General features: G+C 57.4%; 19 protein-coding genes and 1 tRNA gene. 9 read left to right on the top strand and 11 right to left on the bottom strand.

The features are described 5' to 3' along the window. Positions 1–322 precede the first annotated feature (322 nt). The 7 genes from H4684_RS17680 to H4684_RS17650 all read left to right on the top strand — a co-directional run bounded on the left by H4684_RS17680 (position 323) and on the right by H4684_RS17650 (position 6,521). Positions 323–499, top strand: coding sequence for a hypothetical protein (locus tag H4684_RS17680; protein ID WP_153304615.1), 177 nt, complete (start codon positions 323–325; stop codon positions 497–499). Positions 500–584: 85 nt separating this feature from the next. Beyond that, positions 585–1,208 (top strand): superoxide dismutase, encoded by a 624-nt coding sequence (locus tag H4684_RS17675; RefSeq protein ID WP_092193502.1) that lies wholly within the window; start codon positions 585–587, stop codon positions 1,206–1,208. A 236-nt stretch (positions 1,209–1,444) separates the two neighbouring features. Continuing rightward, positions 1,445–2,209: an ABC transporter ATP-binding protein gene (locus tag H4684_RS17670; RefSeq protein WP_092193501.1), complete on the top strand. Its 765-nt coding sequence runs from the start codon at positions 1,445–1,447 to the stop codon at positions 2,207–2,209. Then, complete coding sequence (locus H4684_RS17665) at positions 2,190–3,110, top strand: SufB/SufD family protein (RefSeq protein ID WP_092193500.1); 921 nt, start codon at positions 2,190–2,192, stop codon at positions 3,108–3,110. Before H4684_RS17670 ends, H4684_RS17665 begins: the two co-directional genes overlap by 20 nt. Before the next feature lie 171 nt (positions 3,111–3,281). After that, entirely contained in the window at positions 3,282–4,820 is a 1,539-nt protein-coding gene (locus tag H4684_RS17660) for a mechanosensitive ion channel family protein (protein ID WP_225940534.1), read from the top strand. Between the two features lie 118 nt (positions 4,821–4,938). Continuing rightward, entirely contained in the window at positions 4,939–6,198 is a 1,260-nt protein-coding gene (locus H4684_RS17655) for a DUF2254 domain-containing protein (RefSeq protein ID WP_192624749.1), read from the top strand. Positions 6,199–6,338: 140 nt separating this feature from the next. Then, positions 6,339–6,521 carry a hypothetical protein gene (locus H4684_RS17650; RefSeq protein WP_092193498.1) on the top strand — a complete coding sequence of 61 codons (183 nt, stop codon included), beginning with the start codon at positions 6,339–6,341 and terminating at the stop codon, positions 6,519–6,521. A 634-nt stretch (positions 6,522–7,155) separates the two neighbouring features. Here H4684_RS17650 and H4684_RS17645 read toward each other — a convergent pair. From H4684_RS17645 to H4684_RS17615, 7 genes are all read right to left on the bottom strand, one after another. After that, a complete protein-coding gene (locus tag H4684_RS17645; RefSeq protein ID WP_192624748.1) occupies positions 7,156–7,704 on the bottom strand; it encodes a hemerythrin domain-containing protein in 549 nt (182 codons plus the stop codon). Positions 7,705–7,774: 70 nt separating this feature from the next. Next, on the bottom strand, positions 7,775–7,963 hold the full coding sequence (locus H4684_RS17640; RefSeq protein WP_192624747.1) for a hypothetical protein: 189 nt from the start codon (positions 7,961–7,963) through the stop codon (positions 7,775–7,777). Beyond that, positions 7,963–9,978, bottom strand: a complete 2,016-nt coding sequence (locus tag H4684_RS17635) for a copper-translocating P-type ATPase (RefSeq protein WP_225940533.1) — start codon at positions 9,976–9,978, stop codon at positions 7,963–7,965. Before H4684_RS17635 ends, H4684_RS17640 begins: the two co-directional genes overlap by 1 nt. Before the next feature lie 387 nt (positions 9,979–10,365). Further along, the gene (locus H4684_RS17630) at positions 10,366–10,899 is read right to left on the bottom strand and encodes a hypothetical protein (protein WP_192624746.1); all 534 of its coding nucleotides are present in this window, start codon (positions 10,897–10,899) and stop codon (positions 10,366–10,368) included. A gap of 128 nt (positions 10,900–11,027) precedes the next feature. After that, positions 11,028–12,065 carry a glycosyltransferase family 9 protein gene (locus H4684_RS17625; protein ID WP_192624745.1) on the bottom strand — a complete coding sequence of 346 codons (1,038 nt, stop codon included), beginning with the start codon at positions 12,063–12,065 and terminating at the stop codon, positions 11,028–11,030. Continuing rightward, complete coding sequence (locus H4684_RS17620; protein ID WP_192624744.1) at positions 12,062–13,171, bottom strand: glycosyltransferase family 4 protein; 1,110 nt, start codon at positions 13,169–13,171, stop codon at positions 12,062–12,064. The genes H4684_RS17625 and H4684_RS17620 overlap by 4 nt, the downstream gene beginning before the upstream one ends. Next, positions 13,168–14,268, bottom strand: a complete 1,101-nt coding sequence (locus H4684_RS17615; RefSeq protein WP_192624743.1) for a glycosyltransferase — start codon at positions 14,266–14,268, stop codon at positions 13,168–13,170. Before H4684_RS17615 ends, H4684_RS17620 begins: the two co-directional genes overlap by 4 nt. Between H4684_RS17615 and H4684_RS17610 the strand changes: the two genes are divergently transcribed. Next, positions 14,267–15,097, top strand: a complete 831-nt coding sequence (locus tag H4684_RS17610) for a glycosyltransferase family 2 protein (protein WP_192624742.1) — start codon at positions 14,267–14,269, stop codon at positions 15,095–15,097. The two genes, H4684_RS17615 and H4684_RS17610, sit on opposite strands and share 2 nt — an antisense overlap. A gap of 87 nt (positions 15,098–15,184) precedes the next feature. Here H4684_RS17610 and H4684_RS17605 read toward each other — a convergent pair whose 3' ends face one another. From H4684_RS17605 to H4684_RS17595, 3 genes are read right to left on the bottom strand one after another with little or no spacing between them, the layout of a single operon-like run. Then, positions 15,185–16,777, bottom strand: a complete 1,593-nt coding sequence (locus tag H4684_RS17605) for a glucan biosynthesis protein D (protein ID WP_192624741.1) — start codon at positions 16,775–16,777, stop codon at positions 15,185–15,187. A gap of 19 nt (positions 16,778–16,796) precedes the next feature. Continuing rightward, positions 16,797–17,159 carry a molybdenum cofactor biosynthesis protein MoaE gene (locus tag H4684_RS17600; RefSeq protein ID WP_092193491.1) on the bottom strand — a complete coding sequence of 121 codons (363 nt, stop codon included), beginning with the start codon at positions 17,157–17,159 and terminating at the stop codon, positions 16,797–16,799. Between the two features lie 18 nt (positions 17,160–17,177). Next, complete coding sequence (locus H4684_RS17595; protein ID WP_092193490.1) at positions 17,178–18,896, bottom strand: YcaO-like family protein; 1,719 nt, start codon at positions 18,894–18,896, stop codon at positions 17,178–17,180. Positions 18,897–19,094: 198 nt separating this feature from the next. Between H4684_RS17595 and H4684_RS17590 the strand changes: the two genes are divergently transcribed. Beyond that, positions 19,095–20,585, top strand: coding sequence for a helicase HerA-like domain-containing protein (locus H4684_RS17590; RefSeq protein ID WP_192624740.1), 1,491 nt, complete (start codon positions 19,095–19,097; stop codon positions 20,583–20,585). Between the two features lie 119 nt (positions 20,586–20,704). Here the strand turns inward: H4684_RS17590 and H4684_RS17585 are convergent. After that, positions 20,705–20,779 (bottom strand) — tRNA-Gly (locus tag H4684_RS17585). Between the last annotated feature and the right edge of the window lie 172 nt (positions 20,780–20,951).

The raw sequence follows: 20,951 nt of genomic DNA, 5'->3' as shown, positions 1-20,951 counted from the left end.
CCTGACCCTCGTCCTCCTCTCTTGAATATGAGCCTGGTGTCCCTCTCTTGGTCCCCGGCACCACATAGGCTCATGCCATGAAAAATCCGTGATATTCCGCGTAGCCATTACATATCGAGGATTTCGTTGACGGTTAATCCCACGCGCCGTCATTTTTTCTTCCGCATTTTCGCCATGGATTCGGTCTGTTGCAGACAGAGACTCTCATATTGCCTATTCGGCACGCACTTTGCGATATGATCTTCTGGTAAAGAAAAAGCTCAACTTTGCATCGTGTTCATGATAACAGTGCATACTCTGAAAAAATACATTGAGTTATCGCATGGGATTTTCATGGGTTGAAGCAATAGAGGGCAATGCGATGGCGAGTGATAATTGTTTTGGCGGGTATGAAGGGAAAGATGCTGGATACTTAAACGCCAACGATCTTGAGATTTTTCTCGCCGTCGCACAGGCTCGGCAGTGGGACAGGAGAAAATCTGTTCGGGCTTATGCATGAGACGAGGCGGGTTGATGAACCAACACGTGGTCTTCGGCATGCATGAAACCCGACGGCCATCGACAGCAGCAAGGGAGAAATAATTATGAGCAATGACATCTTGAATCGTGAATCCCCGCAGGTTTTGCCTTTTCTGCCCTATGCGGAAAACGCGTTGGAGCCCGTGATTTCCGCGAAGACGATCGGTTTTCATTACGGCAAGCATCACAAGGGCTACGTCGACAACCTGAAAAAGCTAGTGGCCGAAACGCAGTATGCGGACATGACCCTGGAGAAGATCATAAGCGAGACAGAAGGCAAGAGCGATAAAACCGCCATCTTCAATAACGCGGCGCAAGCATGGAACCACGCCTTCTACTGGCAAAGCCTGAGGCCAAAGGGTGGTGGTGAGCCTGCCAGTGTGTTGCAGAAGAAGATCGAGGTATCCTTCGGTTCTCTCGACGCCTGCAAGAAAGAACTGGTGACCGCGGCCGGGGCGCAGTTCGGCAGTGGGTGGGTATGGCTTGTGCTGGACAGCGACATGCTCAAGGTTGTGAAGACCGCAAACGCGGAGGTGCCCATGACCATGAGCATGAAGCCGCTGCTGACCATCGACGTGTGGGAGCACGCCTACTATCTGGATTACCAGAACCGACGCGCGGACTACGTCAAGGCTGTTCTGGACACGTTGATCAATTGGGATTTTGCGGCGGAAAATCTCGGCTGCTGACCGTTGAAACGGTTGTGCGTTGATCCAGATGATGTGGCGGACAGGCGCTTGCCGTCAGGAATTTCCGAGCGTCAAGCTGCCTGTCTTTCAAGTTTGCGACGCAGGCTGAATTCGCAAGTCATTCGAAACCAGCGCGAATCATCGTTGGCGAGCGATGTGGTCGATGCAAATTATATGAGTGGATGTGATTATGAATTGAAATCAGAAACCAAAAATTTAAGTGAAAGCGTGCAGCCATGTTGGAATTAAAAAACATTACGTACAGAGTCCCGGAATCAGATGTCGACGCCCAAAGTCCGTCTGGTCGGACCATCATCCATGATTTGAGTTTTACGTTTGAAGCTGGCGGATTCTACGCCATAACCGGACCCAACGGGTCGGGCAAAACCACCCTGGCCAAGCTGATCATGGGGATCAATGAACTCACGTCCGGAAAGATAATTTTCAACGGGTCCGATATCACCAAGCTTCCCATTCATGAACGGTCCAAAGCAGGCATCGTTTATGGATTTCAGCATCCGGCCCGATTCAAGGGAACGACTTTTCGGGATCTGCTATCGATTGCCGCAGGCTCTGATGACGAAGATAAACTCATTGAGATCATTTCCCGGGTGGGCGTCTGCTCTCTGGAGTTTCTGGACAAGCGTGTGGATAGCAAGCTGTCTGGCGGGGAAATCAAAAAAATCGAACTGGCCACGGTAATCGCTAAAAATCCAAAAGTGGCAATCTATGATGAGCCAGACACCGGCATTGATCTCTGGACCATCGGTCCAATGGTGGAGTTGCTCAAACGCGAACAGAAAGAAAACAAAACAACCACTATTGTGGTGAGCCACAACAAAGCATTTCTTGAAGCCGCCGATACGCTTTTGTTGATCAAAGACGGAAAAATCGGTTATTCCGGTGATCTTGCTGGTGCGGTATCGATACTTGAGGATTCGAGTGTCTGTAAGTTCAATGAATTGTGTCAAGGAGAAGATAATGCTCAATGCTATCGATAGAAGGGTATTAAAGGAAGTTGCTGAACTCGAAGGAATTCCCAAAGGCGCTTATAATATTCGAAAAAACGGTAAGCTTCTGGGCCGCGAGGTCTCCGCCAATATCAATATCGAAACAAACGAAAAAGGTGATGGTATTATCATTGATATAAAGCCTGGAACGGTGAATGAGTCCGTTCATATTCCTGTTATATTATCCCAGGCAGGACTTCATGATACGGTCTACAATACATTTATTGTCGGGGAAGGAGCGGATGTGACCATTATTGCCGGGTGCGGCATTCATTGCGGGGGCAAGGAATCCGAAGGCCATTCCGGTATCCATGAATTTCAGATCAAGGCGGGTGCAAAAGTAAAATATGTGGAAAAGCATATCGCCCTTGGTGAGGGTACGGGTCGACGAATTTTAAATCCTACCACAAAAGTTTATATGGCGGAAAACGCCCAAGTGGAAATGGAGCTGACGCAGCTGGGCGGGGTGGATGAAGCCAAGCGCTTCAATGAAGCCAAAATCGGGGCGGGAAGCGTGCTGCTCATCACCGAACGGGTAATGACCGACGGCGACCAGGTGGCCGAATCCAGAAATGAAGTTGAACTGGTCGGAACTGACAGCAAGACGAATATCGTTTCCCGTTCCGTTATAAAAGGCAATTCCAGCCAGGATTTTTATGTCAACCTGACGGCATTTGCCAAATGCTATGGTCATATAGAATGCGATGCCATCATCATGGACAATGGCAGCAATCAAACGATCCCGGCCCTGCGCGCACTGCACCCGGATGCTGAAATGACGCATGAAGCGTCTATCGGTAAAATCGCCAACGACCAGCTGATGAAGCTTATGAGCCTCGGGCTTGATTATGATGCGGCGGTTAACCGGATTATACAGGGGTTCTTGAGATAATGACCAACGGAATCCGGACTTCAGTTGGAAAGAATCTGGGTTTTTCCGAGTCATGATTCACAATTCGACTGCAATGGCAATGTCATTGCCTGACCAGCGAACAGTGACCTTGAGAGTGCGAAAGACGAGTGGGAGATTGCGCGGAAAATACACTGCAAAGGAGGTTCGGAGATGCCACAACTTCATCCGCGGCTGGCCGCTCAACATTTTCTTGCAAGGTTTGCAGGATTCATGCTGGCCGCAGGGTGGGGAGGCCTGTCTCAAATTTGTGGGCGCATGCAGCTCTGGAAATTCAAGATTCAAGATCTGACCCTTGCCTCTTCCCGACTCATCTTAGCTATCACCCTGTGCTGCGCCATCTTGACGTTTACCTCGGTTGCTGCCCAACAGTCAGACGGTATCGATGATACGCCGCTGCCGGTGAAAGCAACTGACGGCAAACTCGAGCAACCAGGCAAAGTTGAAGTCAAGCCCGTCGCCAGGGATGACCAGATCAGGCAACGAATCGCGGATATTCTTGAAACGACAGGCTGGTTCGGCGAGCCTGGGGTCACTGTCCAGAAAGGAATCGTTTTTCTGAAAGGAACGACGGAAATCGATGAGTCCAGGCAATGGGCCGGAGATTTGGCGAAAAATACGGAGGGCGTTGTTGCAGTCGTCAATCAGATCGAAGTGGCCCCGACCACTGTTTGGAATTTTGAGCCAACATTTCAAGTACTGAAAGAACTTGCACGCGGATTCCTTCGATTGCTGCCCCTGATCGTGGTGGCGCTGGTCGTAATCGTTCTTTCATGGATCTTCGCCTGGTTAACGGTGAAAGTACTTCGGTGCGGGCTTCTGGGTCGAGCCCTCAGCCACCTTTTGCGTGAAGTACTGGCCCGGGCTGGAGGAATGCTTGTCATGCTTGCCGGTCTATACCTTGTGCTGCGAATCTCCGGGCTCACGCAACTTGCGCTTACGCTGGTGGGCGGAACTGGCCTCATTGGTTTGGTGCTCGGCATCGCTTTTCGCGACATCACCGAGAATTTTCTCGCCAGTCTCTTTCTGAGCTTGCAGCAACCGTTTCGTGAGGGCGATCTGGTGGAAGTCGCGGGCGTGACAGGGTACGTTCAGCGGCTGACTTCTCGCACAACTGTTCTGATGACACTGGACGGCAATCAGACACAGGTGCCCAATTCAACCGTTTTCAAAAGCACGATCCGCAACTTCACGAGCAATCCCAATCGTCGCGAGGATTTTATCGTAGGTATCGGCTACGACGATTCCATCCCTTTTGCCCAGGAAGTCGCCCTGAAGGTGCTTGCTGACCATCCGGCCGTTTTGGATGATCCCGAACCCTTGGTGCTCGTGGAAAACCTCGGCCCGTCCACGGTAAATCTGCGCGTATATTTCTGGCTCGATGGCGGTCGGCTCAGCTGGTTGAAAGTGAAATCGTCCGTCATTCGCCTCGTCAAAAGGGCCTTCCAGGAAGCGGGAATCTCGCTTCCGGACGAGGCGCGTGAAGTCACCTTCCCAAACGGGGTGCCTGTACGCATCATGGAAAGCCAGGGGGCTGCGGAATCAGCCGAACCAGTTCTGAAGAAGCTGGCCGCCGAGCCCGAAACAGTCGCGACCAAGGCGGAAGCCAGCCTGCAAAGCGAAGCCAGGGAAATCAAGGAGCAGGCGAGTAAATCGTGGACCCCTGGGGAGAATCTCTTAACTCCATCGTAATCCGGGGATAGCGGTTGAAGGCGTGTGGGAGTCGAGCAAAGAGGGTGTTAAAATCGTTTGGGGCTGGATGAAGTCCGCTTGCAGCGAGGCCGGGGCTATTACGTCAGGAGAATTTTGAATGTGGAATCACCTGAGTTTCATCATCAAGCATTTTCGGGAGCGATTATGGATCAAGCCGCTCATCGTATGCGTGCTGTCCATTGCCGCAGTTTTTCTTGCCAATCTCATGGACATGACGGAACTCGGCCGTTTTTTGCCGGAAATCACTGAGGAGTCGACCGAAACTTTGCTCAGGATCATGGCGTCGAGCATGTTGATGATGGCCACGTTTGCCGTGGCCTCGATGGTGGCCGCTTATTCGTCGGCAAGCAGGTCCGCGACGCCCCGCTCTTTTCCGCTCATAATCGCCGATGACGTTTCGCAGAATGCGCTCTCGGTATTCATCGGCGCGTTCATCTTCAGTGTGGTTGCGCTTGTTGCGATGATGAACGGGCTTTATGTTGGAAGGGGCAGTCACTTTATCCTGTTCTCCCTGACAATAGTTGTGCTCGCAATCGTCATTGTCACCTTCATCCGGTGGGTCGATAACATCGCCCGGCTCGGCCGGCTGGGACACACGATCACCAAGGTGGAGGCGGCGGCCGCGGAAGCGATTCAAAAGCGTCAGTCGGCGCCACGTCTTGGCGGCGTCGCGGCGTTCGGTTTCCCGGATGCGGGCCGGGCGGTCTTTGGAGCCATCGGTTACGTGCAGCATGTTGACATCGCTGCGTTGCAAGCGCGGGCGGTGCAGTCGGGACTGAGAATTGTCGTGGCGGCGTTGCCCGGCACCTTTAGCACCCCAGACCGTCCTGTCGCGTGGGTCATCCGAGAGGCAACGGACAGCGTGTCCGACGAGGACGCCAAAGCAATCGCTGACACGTTCGTGATTGGCGATTCAAGGAGCTTTGATCAGGATCCGCGATTCGGGCTGGTGGTCCTTTCGGAGATCGCCAGTCGCGCGCTTTCGCCTGCGGTCAATGATCCGGGCACCGCCATCGGCGTCACGGGCACACTTGTTCGCCTGTTTGTAATGTGGAACGAGCGCGGCAAGGCGGATGATGTTTACGCGGTGCAGTTCGACCGTGTTGCGGTACCGGAATTGTCACTGGCAGACATGTTCGACGACGCTTTTACCGGGATCGCACGAGACGGAGCGGGCAATGTCGAAGTGGTAGTCTGGCTGCTCAAGGCCCTCGGATCCCTCGCCGTAGCCGGGGACGCAACAATGCGCGACAACGCGTTGCGCCACGCCCGTCTCGCAGTGATTCGCGCCGAGAAGGCTCTGAAGATTTCCGAAGATATCACAGCCGTACGAGAGGCCGCCAAGTATGCAATCTGACGGGAAAGGCTGGAAGAATAACGATGTTGGGCAATGGACGGGGGCTTTGAGACCAAGAGTATAAGATCTGGCCCTCGACTTTTTCATAAAGCAGTACGGCACACACTCATAAGTCTTTTTGAAAACATCCGGAGATCATAATGGCGAAGAACACAGGTGAAGGATACCGTAAAGGCAGCGTCAATGACCGTTCCCAGGTTCAAAATCCCAAGACCGGCCAGTGGGTCAAGCGTGATACGGAAACAGGCAAATTCGTGGATGTGAAAGAGGACGGGGAGCCCTTCAAAGGTGTTGCAAAGGAAGTGGACGACCGCAGGGAATAAACTTCGACAGTACTCCCCAGATCAAATCCACGCCGCAGAAGCGTGCTCAAAGGATGTGAACACAAGCCCTTGTGTTGGAATGGGGCAATATTGCGCACTGTTTGAAAAAAGTTTGTAGTGAAGGATCATTGTTATTTATCATTTCATTGCGGAACTTTCCATTCATCTCAACACCATGATGTATTGATATGAGTTGGAATTCAAAAGCAATGTCGAGCTACGATCACGGTTGGAGCGATTATGTGAAGGGACTGAAGCAGGCGCTTGTCGATATGGAAAAGGATATCACAGAAGCATGAAAATGAGCGATATCTGTACATTGGAGTGGTGTGAGGCGATTGAACATGTTGTGGATGAACTCAGTAACGCGATATACACAATTCATGAGCCTGTTTTTTCTACCGATGAGCAATCCCAATCGATCAAGGATATGCGCAAGCGGATTCATGAGATCTATCATTGCTACAAAATTGTAAAACCCTGAGCGGTCCCAATTTGGTCTTGTTTCAGCCTTTCTTTGTCTTGGTGCGACAAACGAATCTGAAATCAGACAGCACAAGTAGAAATAGGGATTTCAGGTTAAACTGAAATCCCTTATCTTCTTTTGTCGGGACCGGTGGAAATCAAGCAGGCATCACTTCAGATACACGTCTTGCAGTGTTTCCAGCAGAGCATGAAATTCTTCGTGTTTTCCTGCTCCAATCCTCTCACGCTCGAGCTTCTCGAAGTTCTCGCAAAGCTTGGCGGACGCGTCTGAATCTAGAATTTTTTCGGCCATCGGAAATACATCCGTGTTTTCCGTGGTGATATGCTGGACCATTAGCTCCACATAATCCGCTGCGGCAGCCTGCACTTCTACCATGTCCGGAACACCCAAGGTCCCCGCCAGTGCTTTCTTGATCCGGGCGACATGGATGCGGCCCTGTTCGTGTTCATAGATCAAGACTCCGATGTGCCCGGTAATGTGGTCCACTCCGGCGGCTTCCAAGGCCCGAAACAGGTATTTTTCTTCCTTGCCGTGATGGCACTTGTCGACGAAAACCGTCAAAAATTCCAGGATGCCTTCAAGATGTTCGGGCGGGACCGCATCTCCGTCGCGCAGTCGCGTTGACACGGTTTTCAGGATTTCCAGCATCAGCTCGATGTTCTGGTGTTCCTGGATGAGTTCTTCTGTTGCTTTCATGGTCAATCTCCTTTCACGAGAGGAGCCGCCTCCGGCGCCGTTGCGGCGGATTTCAAGCGGAGGATGCATCTCATCGCAGTTGTGTTTCCAGATATTCCTTCGATGCGTCCGATTGATTGCCGTCTCGGTCGCGCGCGGAAAAATGATGATTTTCATCGATTTTCTCAATCAGACCGTAGCAAAACGATCGTTCTCCGGTTCTCGAAGTGACGATCGGTCGATAACGCATATCAAAACAGCATTCCTGCTGCATGATCATCAGGCGCCATCAGGCAATTTCATCAATTTGGCATTGATGGCGACGATTACGGTGGACAGCGACATGAGTATCGCCCCTGCGGCCGGGCTGAGCAAGAAACCCCACTTGTAGAGGACGCCCGCAGCCAGCGGGATGGCGAACGTGTTGTAGCCTGTCGCCCAGAAAAGGTTCTGGATGGTTTTCCTGTGCATGGCTCTGGAGAGGGCAATGACCTTGACGACATCCATGGGGTTGGACTTGACCAGTACGATGTCCGCAGTCTCCTGGGCGACATCCGCCCCGGCGCCGATGGCTATGCCGACATCCGCCTGCGCCAGCGCGGGGGCATCGTTCACTCCATCGCCTGTCATGGCGCACATCATTCCTCTTTGCTGCACCTCCCGCACTTTGTCCGCTTTTTTGTCGGGGAGCACCTCCGCAAAGTACTCGGTGATCCCAAGCTCTTTGGCGACCCTGTCCGCCACGGTCTGGTTGTCGCCGGTGATCATCATGACCCGCAGTCCCATGCTTCGGAGTTGGGAGATGGCTTCCTTGGATTCCTCGCGAACGACATCGTCCAATGCGATGCATCCCATGGGTCTGTCGTCCGCAAGAACGAAAACCAGAGTCTTTCCCTGGCTGGAAATGCTCTCGACGGCTGAAGAATCGTATTTAAGCCCATTTTCTTCAACGTACTTGCGACTGACGACCTTTATGTTCACACCGTCGATTGTCGCCTGCGCGCCTTTGCCCGGGATGTTCCTGAAGTCATCGGCTTGTTCCGGGTTTTCCGCCGCCCCGGAAACAGCGCGCGCAATGGGGTGCTCTGAATGGGCCTCCACGGCTGCGGCCTTGTTCAGGAGACTGTCCCTGTCAACATCTTGAGAAAAAAGGACGATGTCGCTCACGGCGAATTCGCCTTTCGTCAGCGTGCCCGTCTTGTCGAAAAGAACCGCCTGCAGTTTTCTCGCCTGTTCGAAAGGAGTCCTGTTCCGGATGAAAAAGCCATTTCTGGCGGCTATTGCCGTGGTTGTGGCCACGACCAGCGGTATGGCCAGACCCAGTGCGTGGGGACAGGTTATGATCATGACCGTCACCGTCCTCTCCAATGAGAAGACAAACTCCCGACTGTAGACAAACAGCCAGAACAGCATGGTCAGAAGACCCGCGCCGAGGGCAATGTAGGTAAGCCATGCCGCGGCTTTGTCCGCCACCCCCTGGGCCTTGGATTTGCTTTCCTGCGCCTCTTTCACCAGGGCCATGACCTGGCTGACGAACGAGTTCTCACCGGTCTTGCCCACCTGAACGGTCAACGAGCCGTCACCATTGACAGCGCCACCGATGACCTCGTCTCCAGGGCCTTTTTCGACGGGATTGGATTCTCCGGTGAGCATGGCTTCGTTGACGCTTGAGGAGCCTTCCTCGATCTTGCCGTCAGCCGGGATTTTTTCTCCGGGTTTGACGCGGATTTTGTCGCCGGGCTGGAGCTGATCGACCTTTATGTCTTCAATCGAGCCGTCTTCGTTGATTCTGTGGGCTTCGCCGGGGATGAGCTTGGCAAGCTCCTCCATCGCTCCGGATGCGTTCGTGATGGAGCGCATTTCAATCCAGTGCCCGAGCAGCATGATGTCGATAAGGCTGGCAAGCTCCCAAAAGAAGACCTTGCCGGGCAATCCGAAGGCTACGAGGCTGGAGTACACGTAAGCCACGCTGATCGCCAAGGCGATCAACGTCATCATTCCCGGTCGTTTTTCGGAGAGTTCTTCGACCAGGCCCTTCAGGAAAGGCCAGCCGCCATAGAAAAAGATTCCCGTGGAAAAAACGAAAAGAATCAGCATCCGTCCGGGGACGTCCGGTTCACCCAGCCCGAACAGTCCGCGCAGCATGGGCGACAACCATATGATGGGCAGCGTCAACACAAGGGAGACAAGGAACCTGCGCTGAAAATCCCGGAGCATGTGTTCATGGTGAGAGGCATGGCCGTTTTCAGGCTGCCCATGCATATCGCCACGTCCTTGGTTTTTCTCGTGTTTCATGTCTTTCATCCTGGAATATCTTCTTGTGACACACCATGAATTCGAACCAAATGGAAGTTTTGAAGGATGTGTCGGTTGAAATTCAGATAGAACATGGGGGCAGGCACTCGGCACTTCCCTCGCCATGTACGGAGAATTTGGCGATTTTTTTGAAAATTTGCTTTTGAACGCACGAACTATAACAGCAATGATACGATGCGGCAAGGTGGCTCAATTTTAGCTTATATGCATGTTGCAGCGCGGGGAGTGGGGCCAGATCTTGAATCTTGATTTATCTCTAAGAGACTCCCCCTGGTATCCGGATGAGCATCTGATGTGCTGGGTAAGGCGGGGGCGCAAAAAAAGGCGACCGAAGTCGCCCTTGAAACCGTTGCTGGCAGGGATGGTCTACTTCTTCTTGCCTTTTCCCTCTCCCTTTGAACCGCGATCATCTTCGGGCAAAAGATCGTCATCGTATCCTTTGCCTTTACTATTACCTTTGCCCTTTCCCTTACCCGGATTCATCGAGTCGTCATCGTACCCCTTGCCCTTTTTGGATCTTGAGCCCCAATAATCGAGCTCGCCGTTTTTCAGGGCATGAAATTCCTTCGAGCCGGGCTTGATGCCCATTTCCTGGGCCATGACTCCCCATCCTTTTCCCTCGTTCTTCTCATAGGTGTTTCTCACCCGTTCCCTGGTGAGGCCTGTCATGCGCGCCAGTTCGAAGATCATGAAGATGTCGGCGGGCCTTTTGGTCATGCGTGCCAGATCCTCCACTTCGCGTGTCGGAACCCCGTAACGGGCACTGAGGTTGCTTACGAACGAGCTGCGCGAGCGCGTGGCCTCGGCGTCGAGTTCTTCCAGGAAGATGTCCAGCCCGTCGGCCATGGCCGTTCCGGTACACAGAAGGCCGAGCAGAATCGCAAAAATCAGTCTTTTCATGGGAGAGCTCCTTGTTGACGCGCCGCGGAGGACGGCGCGGTTGATCCATGGTTCTTCGAAATCTGATTGTAAGGCCAAACCTCGGGACATGGCAACAATGAAGAGTGTGCCTGTTTTAAAGGCGAAGATTATCGTGAACCGAGGATGCCAAGGATGCGTCGTGCGACCCGCTCCGGGGACAGGGTTTCCAGACAGGCGTGATCCTTGCGGGAGCAGGTGTTCTGGTTGCAGGGGCGGCAGGGCAGGTCCTCGAAGATGTCCTCGTGCTGATCGGACGGGAAGCGCCAGCCGCCGCTGGTCGCGCCGAGGATGGTCAGCGTCGGGGTGCTTACGGCCACTGCGAAATGGCGCGGCCCGGAACAGTTGCCGACGTGCAGGCGCGCCAGGGATTGCACCGCGGCCATCTGACGCAGGCCGATGACCGTGTCAGGAAAGACGCAGGCTTCGGGCGCGGGGCAGTTGTCCAGCACCTCGCGGGCCATGTCCGCCTCGCCCGGGCCGTAGAGGATGAGAAATCGAATGTCGGGCCGCGCGGCATGAACCTGGCCGATCATGGCTCCGTAATGACGGGACGGCCAGAGGCGGGTTGTGCGGCGATGGGTCGGGTCCAGGGTGATGTACGCCCCGGGCGTGAGTCCGTGGGCGGCCAGATATTCCCTGGCCCAGGCGGTCTCCGCTTCGGTCAGGAAGATTTCCGGGGCCTGTCCGCTCCAGGTGATGCCGAGCGGAGCGAGGATGCTGGCCCGGTAGCTGCCGGAATAGGCGGGCACGGGTTTGGCCCAATGGGTGTAGAGCAACCGGTTGTACCAGGGCGGCGGGTAGGACAGCCGGACCTTGGCGCGGCTCATGAGGGTCACGAAGCGGCAGCGCGGCAATTGCTGGAAATCCACGACCAGATCGTAATTCTCGCGGGCTATGCGGGCATAGAATTTGAGTTCGGCCAGGAAGTTTGGCAGCTCCTTTTTGTTCAGCGCCCATACTTTGTGCAGGTGCGGATTGTTTTCGAGCACCGGCGTGCATTTTTTTTCGGTGAAGACGTCGATGGTTGCGTCTGGATATCGTTCCTTCAGAAGTCTGATGGACGGGGTGGTCAGCAGCACGTCGCCGATCTGGCGCAGTTGGCAGACAAGGATGCGTCTGGGCTCGAAGGTGGCAAGATTGGTCATGAAAATTCCCGGATAAGGTCGGCGTAGGGCTCAAGGCCGCTTCGCGGCGCATAGTCGGTGCGCGCGGTGGAGCCCTTGTGGATCAGGGCCTTGATGCGCTGGGCCAGTCCCGAGGCGTCGGCGGGGTCGCCAAGGACCGCTTCGGGGCGCAAAAAAACGGAGCTGCCGTTGCAGGCCGTGGATATGGTCGGCAGGCCGCAGGCCAGGGCTTCGAGCACGGCGTTGGCGCAGGCGTCATAGAAGGTGTCCAGCACGAAAATGTCCCCGGACTGATAAAGGGCGGGCATGTCGTCCACCCGGCCCAGAAAATGGACGCGCGCCCGTACCCCGAGCGTCTCGGCCAGGGCGGTCAGGTCCCGGCTGCCGCGTCCGCCGGCCACGGCCACGTGGAACGATGCCGGCAGCTGGGCCAGGGCCCTGACCAGGACATGGATGCCTTTCAAACGGAAATTGGTGCCCGCGGTGACGATCAGGTCCGCCTGTTCCGGCAGGCCGAAACGTCGGCGCAGCTCCGGCCTGAGGGGCGGGTCACCGGGCAAGAAGCGGCCAAGATCCGGTTTGTTGTAGATGAGGCGGATGTTTTCGGGGCGTAGGCCGCCATAGGCCTGCACGGTCAGGTCGCGCACGAATTCGGAGTTGGCCACCAGCACGGGGGTGTGCCGCGCGCACAACCTTTCGATGAGCCGGCCGAGCTGCTTGCCCGGCGAGAGCTGCCTGGCGAGGGTCTTCAGGATGCGCTCCCGGCCCGGGGCATAGGCGCGGATGGAGTAGTCCCAGAAAAGTCTGGTCGGCCCGCCCGAAAGGCGCGCGATGTCCTGGAAGACGGTGTTCCCGAGCCCCACGCTCACGTCGAATTTTCCCCTGCGACGTGCGACCTCGGCAGCCAGTGCGAACCAGAGGACCTTGCCGAGCTTGCCCGGTATCGGACGGCCGACCCGGATCACCCGCACGCCGCTTGGCGCAGGGCCGTCCTGCTTGGCGCAGATGAAGGTCACCTCGAATTCCGCCGCACACTGGGTGGCCAGATATTCGGCCAGGCGGAATCCGAACTGCTCGGCCCCGCCGTACCGGCTCAGTTTCGGGAGCATGAGCGCGACGCGTTTCATGGCGCATCCTCGTAGACCGCCAGGGTCTGGGTCAGAAAGTCGCGCCCTGAAAGATCGGCCATGCGCCTGCCTTGCACTTCCAGCAGGGATTCGGCCAGGCCCGGCTCCGTGGCCACGGCGCGGATGCCCTGTTCCAGGCCGTCCACGTCCCCGGCGGCAAAGAGAGCTCCAGGTTCCAGCAGATCGGGCATGACGCCGACATCGGTGCTGATCAGCGGCACGCCCGTGGCCATGATCTCAAGGGCCGCCCGGGCGATGGTCTCGGACCAGAGCGATGCGACCACGCCAAGATCGAGAACGTTCAGACAGGCGGCGATATCGGGGCGCTTGCCCGTGATGGCGGTGATGGAGTCGATGCCGTGCTCCGTGATCCAGCCGCGCACCGTGGATTCCGGCGTGGCCGAGTCAAAGCCGAGCAAAAGGAGGCGGATGTTCTTCATCCCCTGCGCGTGCAGCCGCGCCACGGCCCGGATCAGCTCGTGCTGACCCTTGACCCGGTCGAAGCGGCCCAGGAGACCGACCACGAAATTGCCGTCGCCGTATCCCAGCTCGGCCCTGATGCGGGTGCGGGCGGCAGGGTCGGGGTGAAACGTATCCGTGTCCACACCGCCGAGGATCTGGTGCAGCTTGTTTTTTGGCACCTTAAAGACATCCCTGAAATGGCGGGTCATGGGCGAGTTGGTGGTGATGACCGCGTCACTGACGTCATTGTGCAGCCAGCGGTTGACCAGGTTCGCCTTGGGCAGGCGCTGGTCTCCGCGCGTGCGGATCAGTCGGAATCCCCCCAGCTCTTTCTTGATGAGACCCCACAGCAGGTAGCTCTCTCCCCGGTGGCAGTTGACCACGTCGGGTCTGAATTCGCGCACCAGTCGCTTGAGTTTGCCATGCAGCGAGGCTATGCCCCAGGGCGTGGCCGTGTTCAGGTCCAGAAGCCGCATGGGCAGCCCCCATTCCTCTCCCTTGCGGGCGGACAGGGTGCCCGGCAGCCCCAGGACCAGGACCTCATGGCCGCTTTCACGCAGGAGGCGGCTCAAGTACATTCCGTACCAGGCTGTGGCGTTGAACCACCGTACATTGACGACCTGGATGCTTCTCATGACATGTGTTTCCGTGATTATTCCCACCCACGATCGGGCGGATGTTCTGGGCCGGGCCGTTGCCTCCGTGCTGGGGCAGACCTGGACCGATCTTGAGCTTTTTGTCGTCGATGACGGCTCCTCCGACGCGACGGCTTCGGTGTTGGCCGAATTCGACGATCCCCGGCTTACGGGAATGCATCAGGAAAATAAAGGGGTCAGCGCGGCCCGCAACCTGGGCATCGCGGCCAGCGGTGGCAGATATGTCGCGCTTTTGGATTCCGACGACTACTGGATGCCGGACAAGCTCGAAAAACAGGTCCGCTTCATGGCCGAGAGCGGGTTTGCGATCTGCCAGACGGACGAAATCTGGATCAGGAACGGGCAAAGGGTCAATCCCCGTTTCAAGCATGCCAAGCCCGCCGGTTGGTTTCTTGAACGCTCCCTGGAATTGTGCCTGATCAGTCCGTCCTGCGTCATGTTCACCCGCGAATTGTGGAGGGAGCTCGGGCCCTTCGACGAACGCCTGCCCGCCTGCGAGGACTACAGCCTGTGGCTGCGCGTCGGGACGCGCCATCCGGTGGGGCTGGTGCCCGAGGCGCTGACGGTCAAGACCGGGGGGCACGCGGACCAGCTCTCGCGGCGCATCATCGGCCTTGACCTGTACCGCATCTACGCCATGGTCGATCTGTTGCGGAGCATGGCGCTTGGCGACGAGCAGCGGGTCATGGTCGTGGCGGCGCTGCGGGAGAGGGTGCGGCTTTATGCCCAAGGCTGCATCAAGCACGGCAAGGATGAGGAAGCGGTGCGGGTGCGGGAGTTGACCGCGGAGGTCTTGCGCGGCCTTTGACCAGACTGACGGCCTGACCGCGAAAAAGGGCTTCGGCGTGTGCCAAAGCCCTTTTTTCATGCTCGTTTTTCGGTACAGGCCCGCAGGTCAGGGATTATAGAGCGTACGCTCCTGCATGGGCGGGGGCGTCATCTGGTAGACCCAGGTTTCGCTGATGCGCCGGCCGTCGGCTTCGAGGTGCAGGCGCAGGTTGATGGGGTTTTGGCTCTCGTCGGGCGGGACCACGTCGAACATGCAGCGAAAGCCGTTTATGGCGTGCTGCGGACGGACCGAGGTCAGTTCGATGCGGCCGGCCGAAGTCTCAAGGACCGGCGTTATCTTCTTGTCCTTGGCGATCATGGCCAGATCGCCGCCGGTGAAGTCCACGGCGAAGCGTTTGCTGTAATAGACGCGTTTCTGGCCGACCACTCCGCCAAGACCCGTGAAGGTGTCCACGACATGGGCCAGCTGGCCCGGCATGGGCGGCTGCGTGCCCCAGTAGATGTTGTAGCTGAAGAGCAGCTCCTGTCCTGCCTCCACCGGAGCGGCGGGGTTCCAGAAGGCCACGATGTTGTCGAATGTTTCGTCCACATGGGAGATCTCGACCAGCTGCACCGAGCCCTCGCCCCAGTCTCCCACCGGCTCCACCCAGACGCTTGGGCGCTTGTCGTAGAACACGCCGTCGTCCTGGTAGTGATCGAAATTCTGATCACGCTGGAACAGGCCAAAGCCGCGCGGGTTCCGATCCATGAAGGCGTTGAAGCGCAGGAATGGAGGATTCTCAAGGGGGCGCCAGATCCATTCGCCGTTGCCGGTATGGATGGCCAATCCGTCGGAGTCGTGGATCTCCTGCCGCCAGTCGTAGCCCATGCGGCGATCGTTCTCTCCGGTCAGGAACATGCTGGTCAGGGGTGCCACGCCCAGACGCTCGATGGGCTTGCGCGGGTAGAGGGCGGCGTCCACTTTCATGCCGAGGGTCTGCCCGGGGCGGATGTCGAAACGGTAGGCGCCGGTGACGCTGGGTGAATCGAGCAGGGCGTAGACGGTGGCGGTGTCGCTTCCAGGGCGGGGTTTTTCCAGCCAGAAATGCGTGAAGAGCGGAAACTCCTCGTTTCTGGGCAAGGCAGTGTCCACGGCCAGGCCACGGGCGGACAGGCCGTACTGCATCTCGCCGCCCACGGCGCGAAAGTAGCTCGCACCCAGGAAGGCCACCAGATCGCGGTTCCAGTCGGTGTGAAAGCGGAAGCGGAAACCGGCGAAGCCGAGGTCTTTTGGCAGGTCCTTGCCCTTGATCCCGGATTTCCCGTATTTGAAGAGGTCCGGGGTGTAGTCGATCTCTTTGACCTTGCCGTCCTGTAACTCATAGATGGTGATGGGGGTCTTGAAGTACAGGCCGAGGTGGAAGAGTTCGGCGCGAAAAAGAGAGCTCTCGCCTTGCCACAGCGCATGCTCCGAATCAAAGGAGAGCTGCATGTAGTCGTCCCAGGTCAGGTTCTGCAGAACCTTGGGCAACTCCCCTTCGTGGCTGACATGGGGCGTGGCGGCCAGGGCCCGGGCGCGGCCTTTGAGCCAAGCGTAGTCGAAGGTTGTGCCGCCGGTGGGAATTGGCGCGTCCGTGGCCGCCGTGGCGGCCGTGGACGCGACAAGGAAGGCGCCAAGAATGATCGGAATGATCAACGCGAAAAGAGATTGACGCTTCATGGTTTGGGGATTCTCCATTTTACTGGGCAAGTTCCTGCTTGCTCACGGCTTCGGACTTGATGCGGTCCAGAAGATCGCTCAGGGCCGGTTTGACGTTTTCGCGGATGTCGCCGGCCACGATCAGAAAAAGCAGGTCGTCGCCGGGCACGTATTCACCGCTCCTGGCTTCGGCCACGACCCTGAAGATGCCGGGACGGGCTTCGAATTCGGCGCGGATGGCCTCGACCTTGTCCTGATCGACTTCGATCTTGACCCGGCCGACCTTGGATTTGTCCTTGCGCGACCAGGCGCGGACCACGCCGTTGTGCACCAGGATCATGCCCACGTTTTCCCCGAATCCGGGTTCGGTCTTGAGTTCGGCGATTTTCTTGCTGATATCCATGTTTTTCTCCTTCGGGCGCTACAGTTCGTTCAAATGGGTGCGGGCGAATTCCAGACCTGGATCGAGAGCCAGCGCTTCGGTCAGGAGTTCCCGGGCCTTGTCCGCGTTGTTCATGAACTTATGACACAGACCCAGATTGGCCAGGTCCATGGCTGATCCGCTGTCAAGAGCGAGGGCTAGCTCGAAGTTGGCCGCCGCTCCGGCGAATTCCTGCTGCTTGAAATAGGCCACCCCGCGCAGGTTGAAGTACTCCTTGACCTCGGGGCAGTACTCCACGGCACGGTCCAGATGGGGGATCGTGCCGGACCACTGTCCCTGCTGGGAAAGCGCGTAGGCCTGATAGAACGCGGCCAGGCCCCGGTCGTCGGCTTCAGGCTGGAGGTGCTCGGCCCGGGCGAACCAGGACGCGGCCTGGTCGATATCGCCCTGGCGCAGGGCCACGAGGCCCCTGAAAAACGGTAGGTAATGGGCCTCGGGGTGGATTTCTTCCAGCACGTCAAGCCCGGCTTCGGCCTGCTCGGGGTCCATGTCCTCGGCCAGCACGCGGCCCACGAAAAGGCCCAGGGAGGCCATGGGCGTGCGCTCCCGGAACAGAAATCCGGGCACGAAGTTGTAGTTGGCGGGGATGCCAAGCTCTTTGACCGTGGTGTCCACGGAGAAAAAGGTGAAGTCCTGGTCCTTGAGCCGCGCACAGAAGATTTCGAGCTCCGTTGCGATATCGGCGTTGGTGTTTGAAGGCAGGGAGTGGATGGAGACCACCGCGCCGGAAGTCAGCCACGCGCACTGATCCGGATGAATGAACTTGGGCAGGCCCGAGGCTTCGTAATTGCTGCAGGTCTCGAAATCCCCGCCGAGCTGGGCGATTTCCGTCAGGGCGCGGATGGCCGCCTTTTCGGGAGATGAGGCCGTGCCTGCCGTGAAGACGATCTCGCTTTTGTGCGGGAAGGTGGCGGGGTCCATGACCAGGGCCGCCACCGTGGGCACGGGCAGGCCCAGGCTGAAATCCTTGAGAAAGACTTTCAGGCCGTTGGCGATGAATTTTTCGTGCAATTCGATCAGGACCGGGTCGGTGAAGGAGGCAGGATCGATGCTTGGCGTTTCCTGCCGGGTGCGGTCGACGACGGCGCAGACATGGCGCTCGACCAGTTCGCATCCGCCCTGCAGCATGGACTCCTCCAGGGTGTTGCCTGCGGAGGAGCCATTGAATTCGTTGAGTTTCTTGAACCAGTCCAGCGGGGCCATGAACTCCTGTCCTCCGCCGATGTCCGTGACCGGCGCGAAACGCCAGGGCAAAAGGTCCAGGATGCGCGCCGCATCGTCTTCGCAGACTCCGTCCGTCACGGACTGGAGCATGTAGGAGATGGGCAGGAGCCTGTCGCCAAAAGTTTCTCGTGCCTGCGACCAGGTCATGGACTGAAAGTTTTCGGGATTGTCCCAGTAGGAAAAATAGCTGAACCTCTCCACCAGCTCCATCAGCGCCGAGGCTTCGGCCTGGGGGGCGGAAGCGCCTTTGCCCATCTGTTTGCGGGTGGGCATGATGCCCCGGGCGTCCTCGCCGCAGATAGACATGTAGACCGGGATGCCGAGACGGCCGGTGTCGATGCGCCGGGTCTGGGCCAGGATGCGTTTACCGGAGTTCGCCAGGGCTGCCCGTGCCCGAGTGACGGTTTCTTCGGGTGTGCAGGTCTTGTCCAGGTCCGTGACGTAGCCCTTGGGGCAGGGATGTATCTTGATCATATTGGTCCGAATTGCGACGGGTTGGGGTTGGTTTCAAGGGTCATCGCGCGCGAAGCGTTGCCTGCGCGGGATGAACAACGTTTCGAGGGTTGTTGTGACGAGGCTTTTGGAGCAAGTCAATGGCCTTTGTTTTTTGAACCTGTCTTGATATGTGTGTGGAGAGTCAACACACGGCGGTGCACTCTTCAAGGAGGGTCCATGAGCGCAGACGATTTTTTGCTTGGCGGTGCGGGCGGGCAGGGTTTGTATCAGCTTGGAGTCATGGGCAACCGTCACGGTCTGGTGACGGGGGCCACCGGCACGGGCAAGACCGTCACGCTGCAGGTGCTGGCGGAGAGTTATGCGCGGATGGGGGTTCCGGTCTTTGCGGCCGACATCAAGGGCGATCTGTCAGGCATCGCGACGCCGGGCACGCCTCATCCCAAGATTGACGAGCGCCTGGCCGTCATGCCCGCGCAAGATTTTTCCTTTCAGGGCTGTCCCGTTGTTTTCTGGGATGTTTTTGGCCAAAGCGGGCATCCCCTGCGCAGCACCATTTCCGAGATGGGGCCGCTGCTTCTCTCCTCGCTGCTGGGAGTGAACGAGACGCAAGGCGGGATTCTGTACGCCTGCTTTCGCATTGCCGATGAGCAGGGTCTTTTGCTCCTTGATTTAAAGGACCTGCGGGCCATGCTGGAATTCATGGCGCAAAATGCGGCGGAGCTGCGCGGCACTTACGGCAACATCAGCGCCGCCAGCGTGGGCGCGTTGCAGCGGCAGTTGCTGGTGCTGGAGGAGCAGGGCGGGGACATCTTTTTCGGCGAACCGGCAGTGAACCTTGGTGACCTCATGCATGTCGATTTTTCGGGCAACGGCGTCATTTCCATTTTGGACGCCTCAAGCCTCATGTCCCGCTCGCCGAAGATCTACGCCACGTTTCTGCTCTGGCTTCTGGCCGAGCTTTTCGAGCAGCTGCCAGAGGTGGGCAATCCGGACAGGCCCGTCATGGTCTTTTTCTTTGATGAGGCTCATCTGCTTTTCGACAATGCGCCAAAGGCCCTGGTGGACAAGATCGAGCAGGTTGTCCGCCTGATCCGCTCCAAGGGCGTGGGCATTTATTTCATCACCCAGAGCCCGGCTGATGTCCCGGATCAGATCCTGGGGCAGCTTGGGCTCAAGATCCAGCATGCCCTGCGAGCCTACACGCCAAGGGAGCAAAAGGCCGTGCGGGCCGTGGCCGAGAGCTTTCGGGCCAATCCCACCTTTGACACCGCCGAGGCCATCGTCAGTCTCGGCACGGGCGAGGCCCTGGTCTCCGCCCTGGATGAAAAAGGCCGGCCGCGCATGGTCGAGCGGATTCTGATCCGCCCGCCCTATTCGCGCATCGGCCCGCTGACGGACCAGGAGCGAACCACCATACTGTCCCGTTCTCCGCTGAAAGGGCGTTACGATGCGGCCGTGGACCGGGAATCGGCTTTCGAGCTTTTACAGACCAGGGCGCGAGAATCCATGGTCCGGGAGGAAGAGGCCCGGCAGGTCAAGACACGGGCCAAGGCCGAAGGAAAGGATGGGGGCTGGTTATCGGGTTCGGGTCGCAGGCAGGGCGTGGCCGAGGCTCTGGTCAAGAGCACGGTGCGGACCATCGGGACCCAGCTTGGTCGTGAGATACTGCGCGGAGTATTGGGTTCGCTCTTTGGTGGAAAGCGCTGAGGGCGTCAGGATCGCCGCTTGCCCGGAGAAGCTGATGGAGCGGCAAAGTTTAGGGCTTGCGGGGCATGATCTGTCGTGGCGAAAAAAAAAGACCGGATAAACCGGTCTTTTGATTTTTGTGGAGCGGGAAACGAGATTTGAACTCGCGACTTCAACCTTGGCAAGGTTGCACTCTACCACTGAGTTACTCCCGCGCTCGAAGTGAGGCTGTCCTAATCAGAAGACCGGCATGAGGCAAGCATTTTTTGCGTGGCGGTCAGGCTGAAAGGAAAGGCCGGTCAGGGACCGGCCGAAAAATCTGGAGCGGGAAACGAGATTTGAACTCGCGACTTCAACCTTGGCAAGGTTGCACTCTACCACTGAGTT

It is taken from the genome of Desulfomicrobium macestii (assembly GCF_014873765.1).
Taxonomy (GTDB): domain Bacteria; phylum Desulfobacterota; class Desulfovibrionia; order Desulfovibrionales; family Desulfomicrobiaceae; genus Desulfomicrobium; species Desulfomicrobium macestii.
This window is presented reverse-complemented; position numbering and strand designations above follow the sequence as displayed.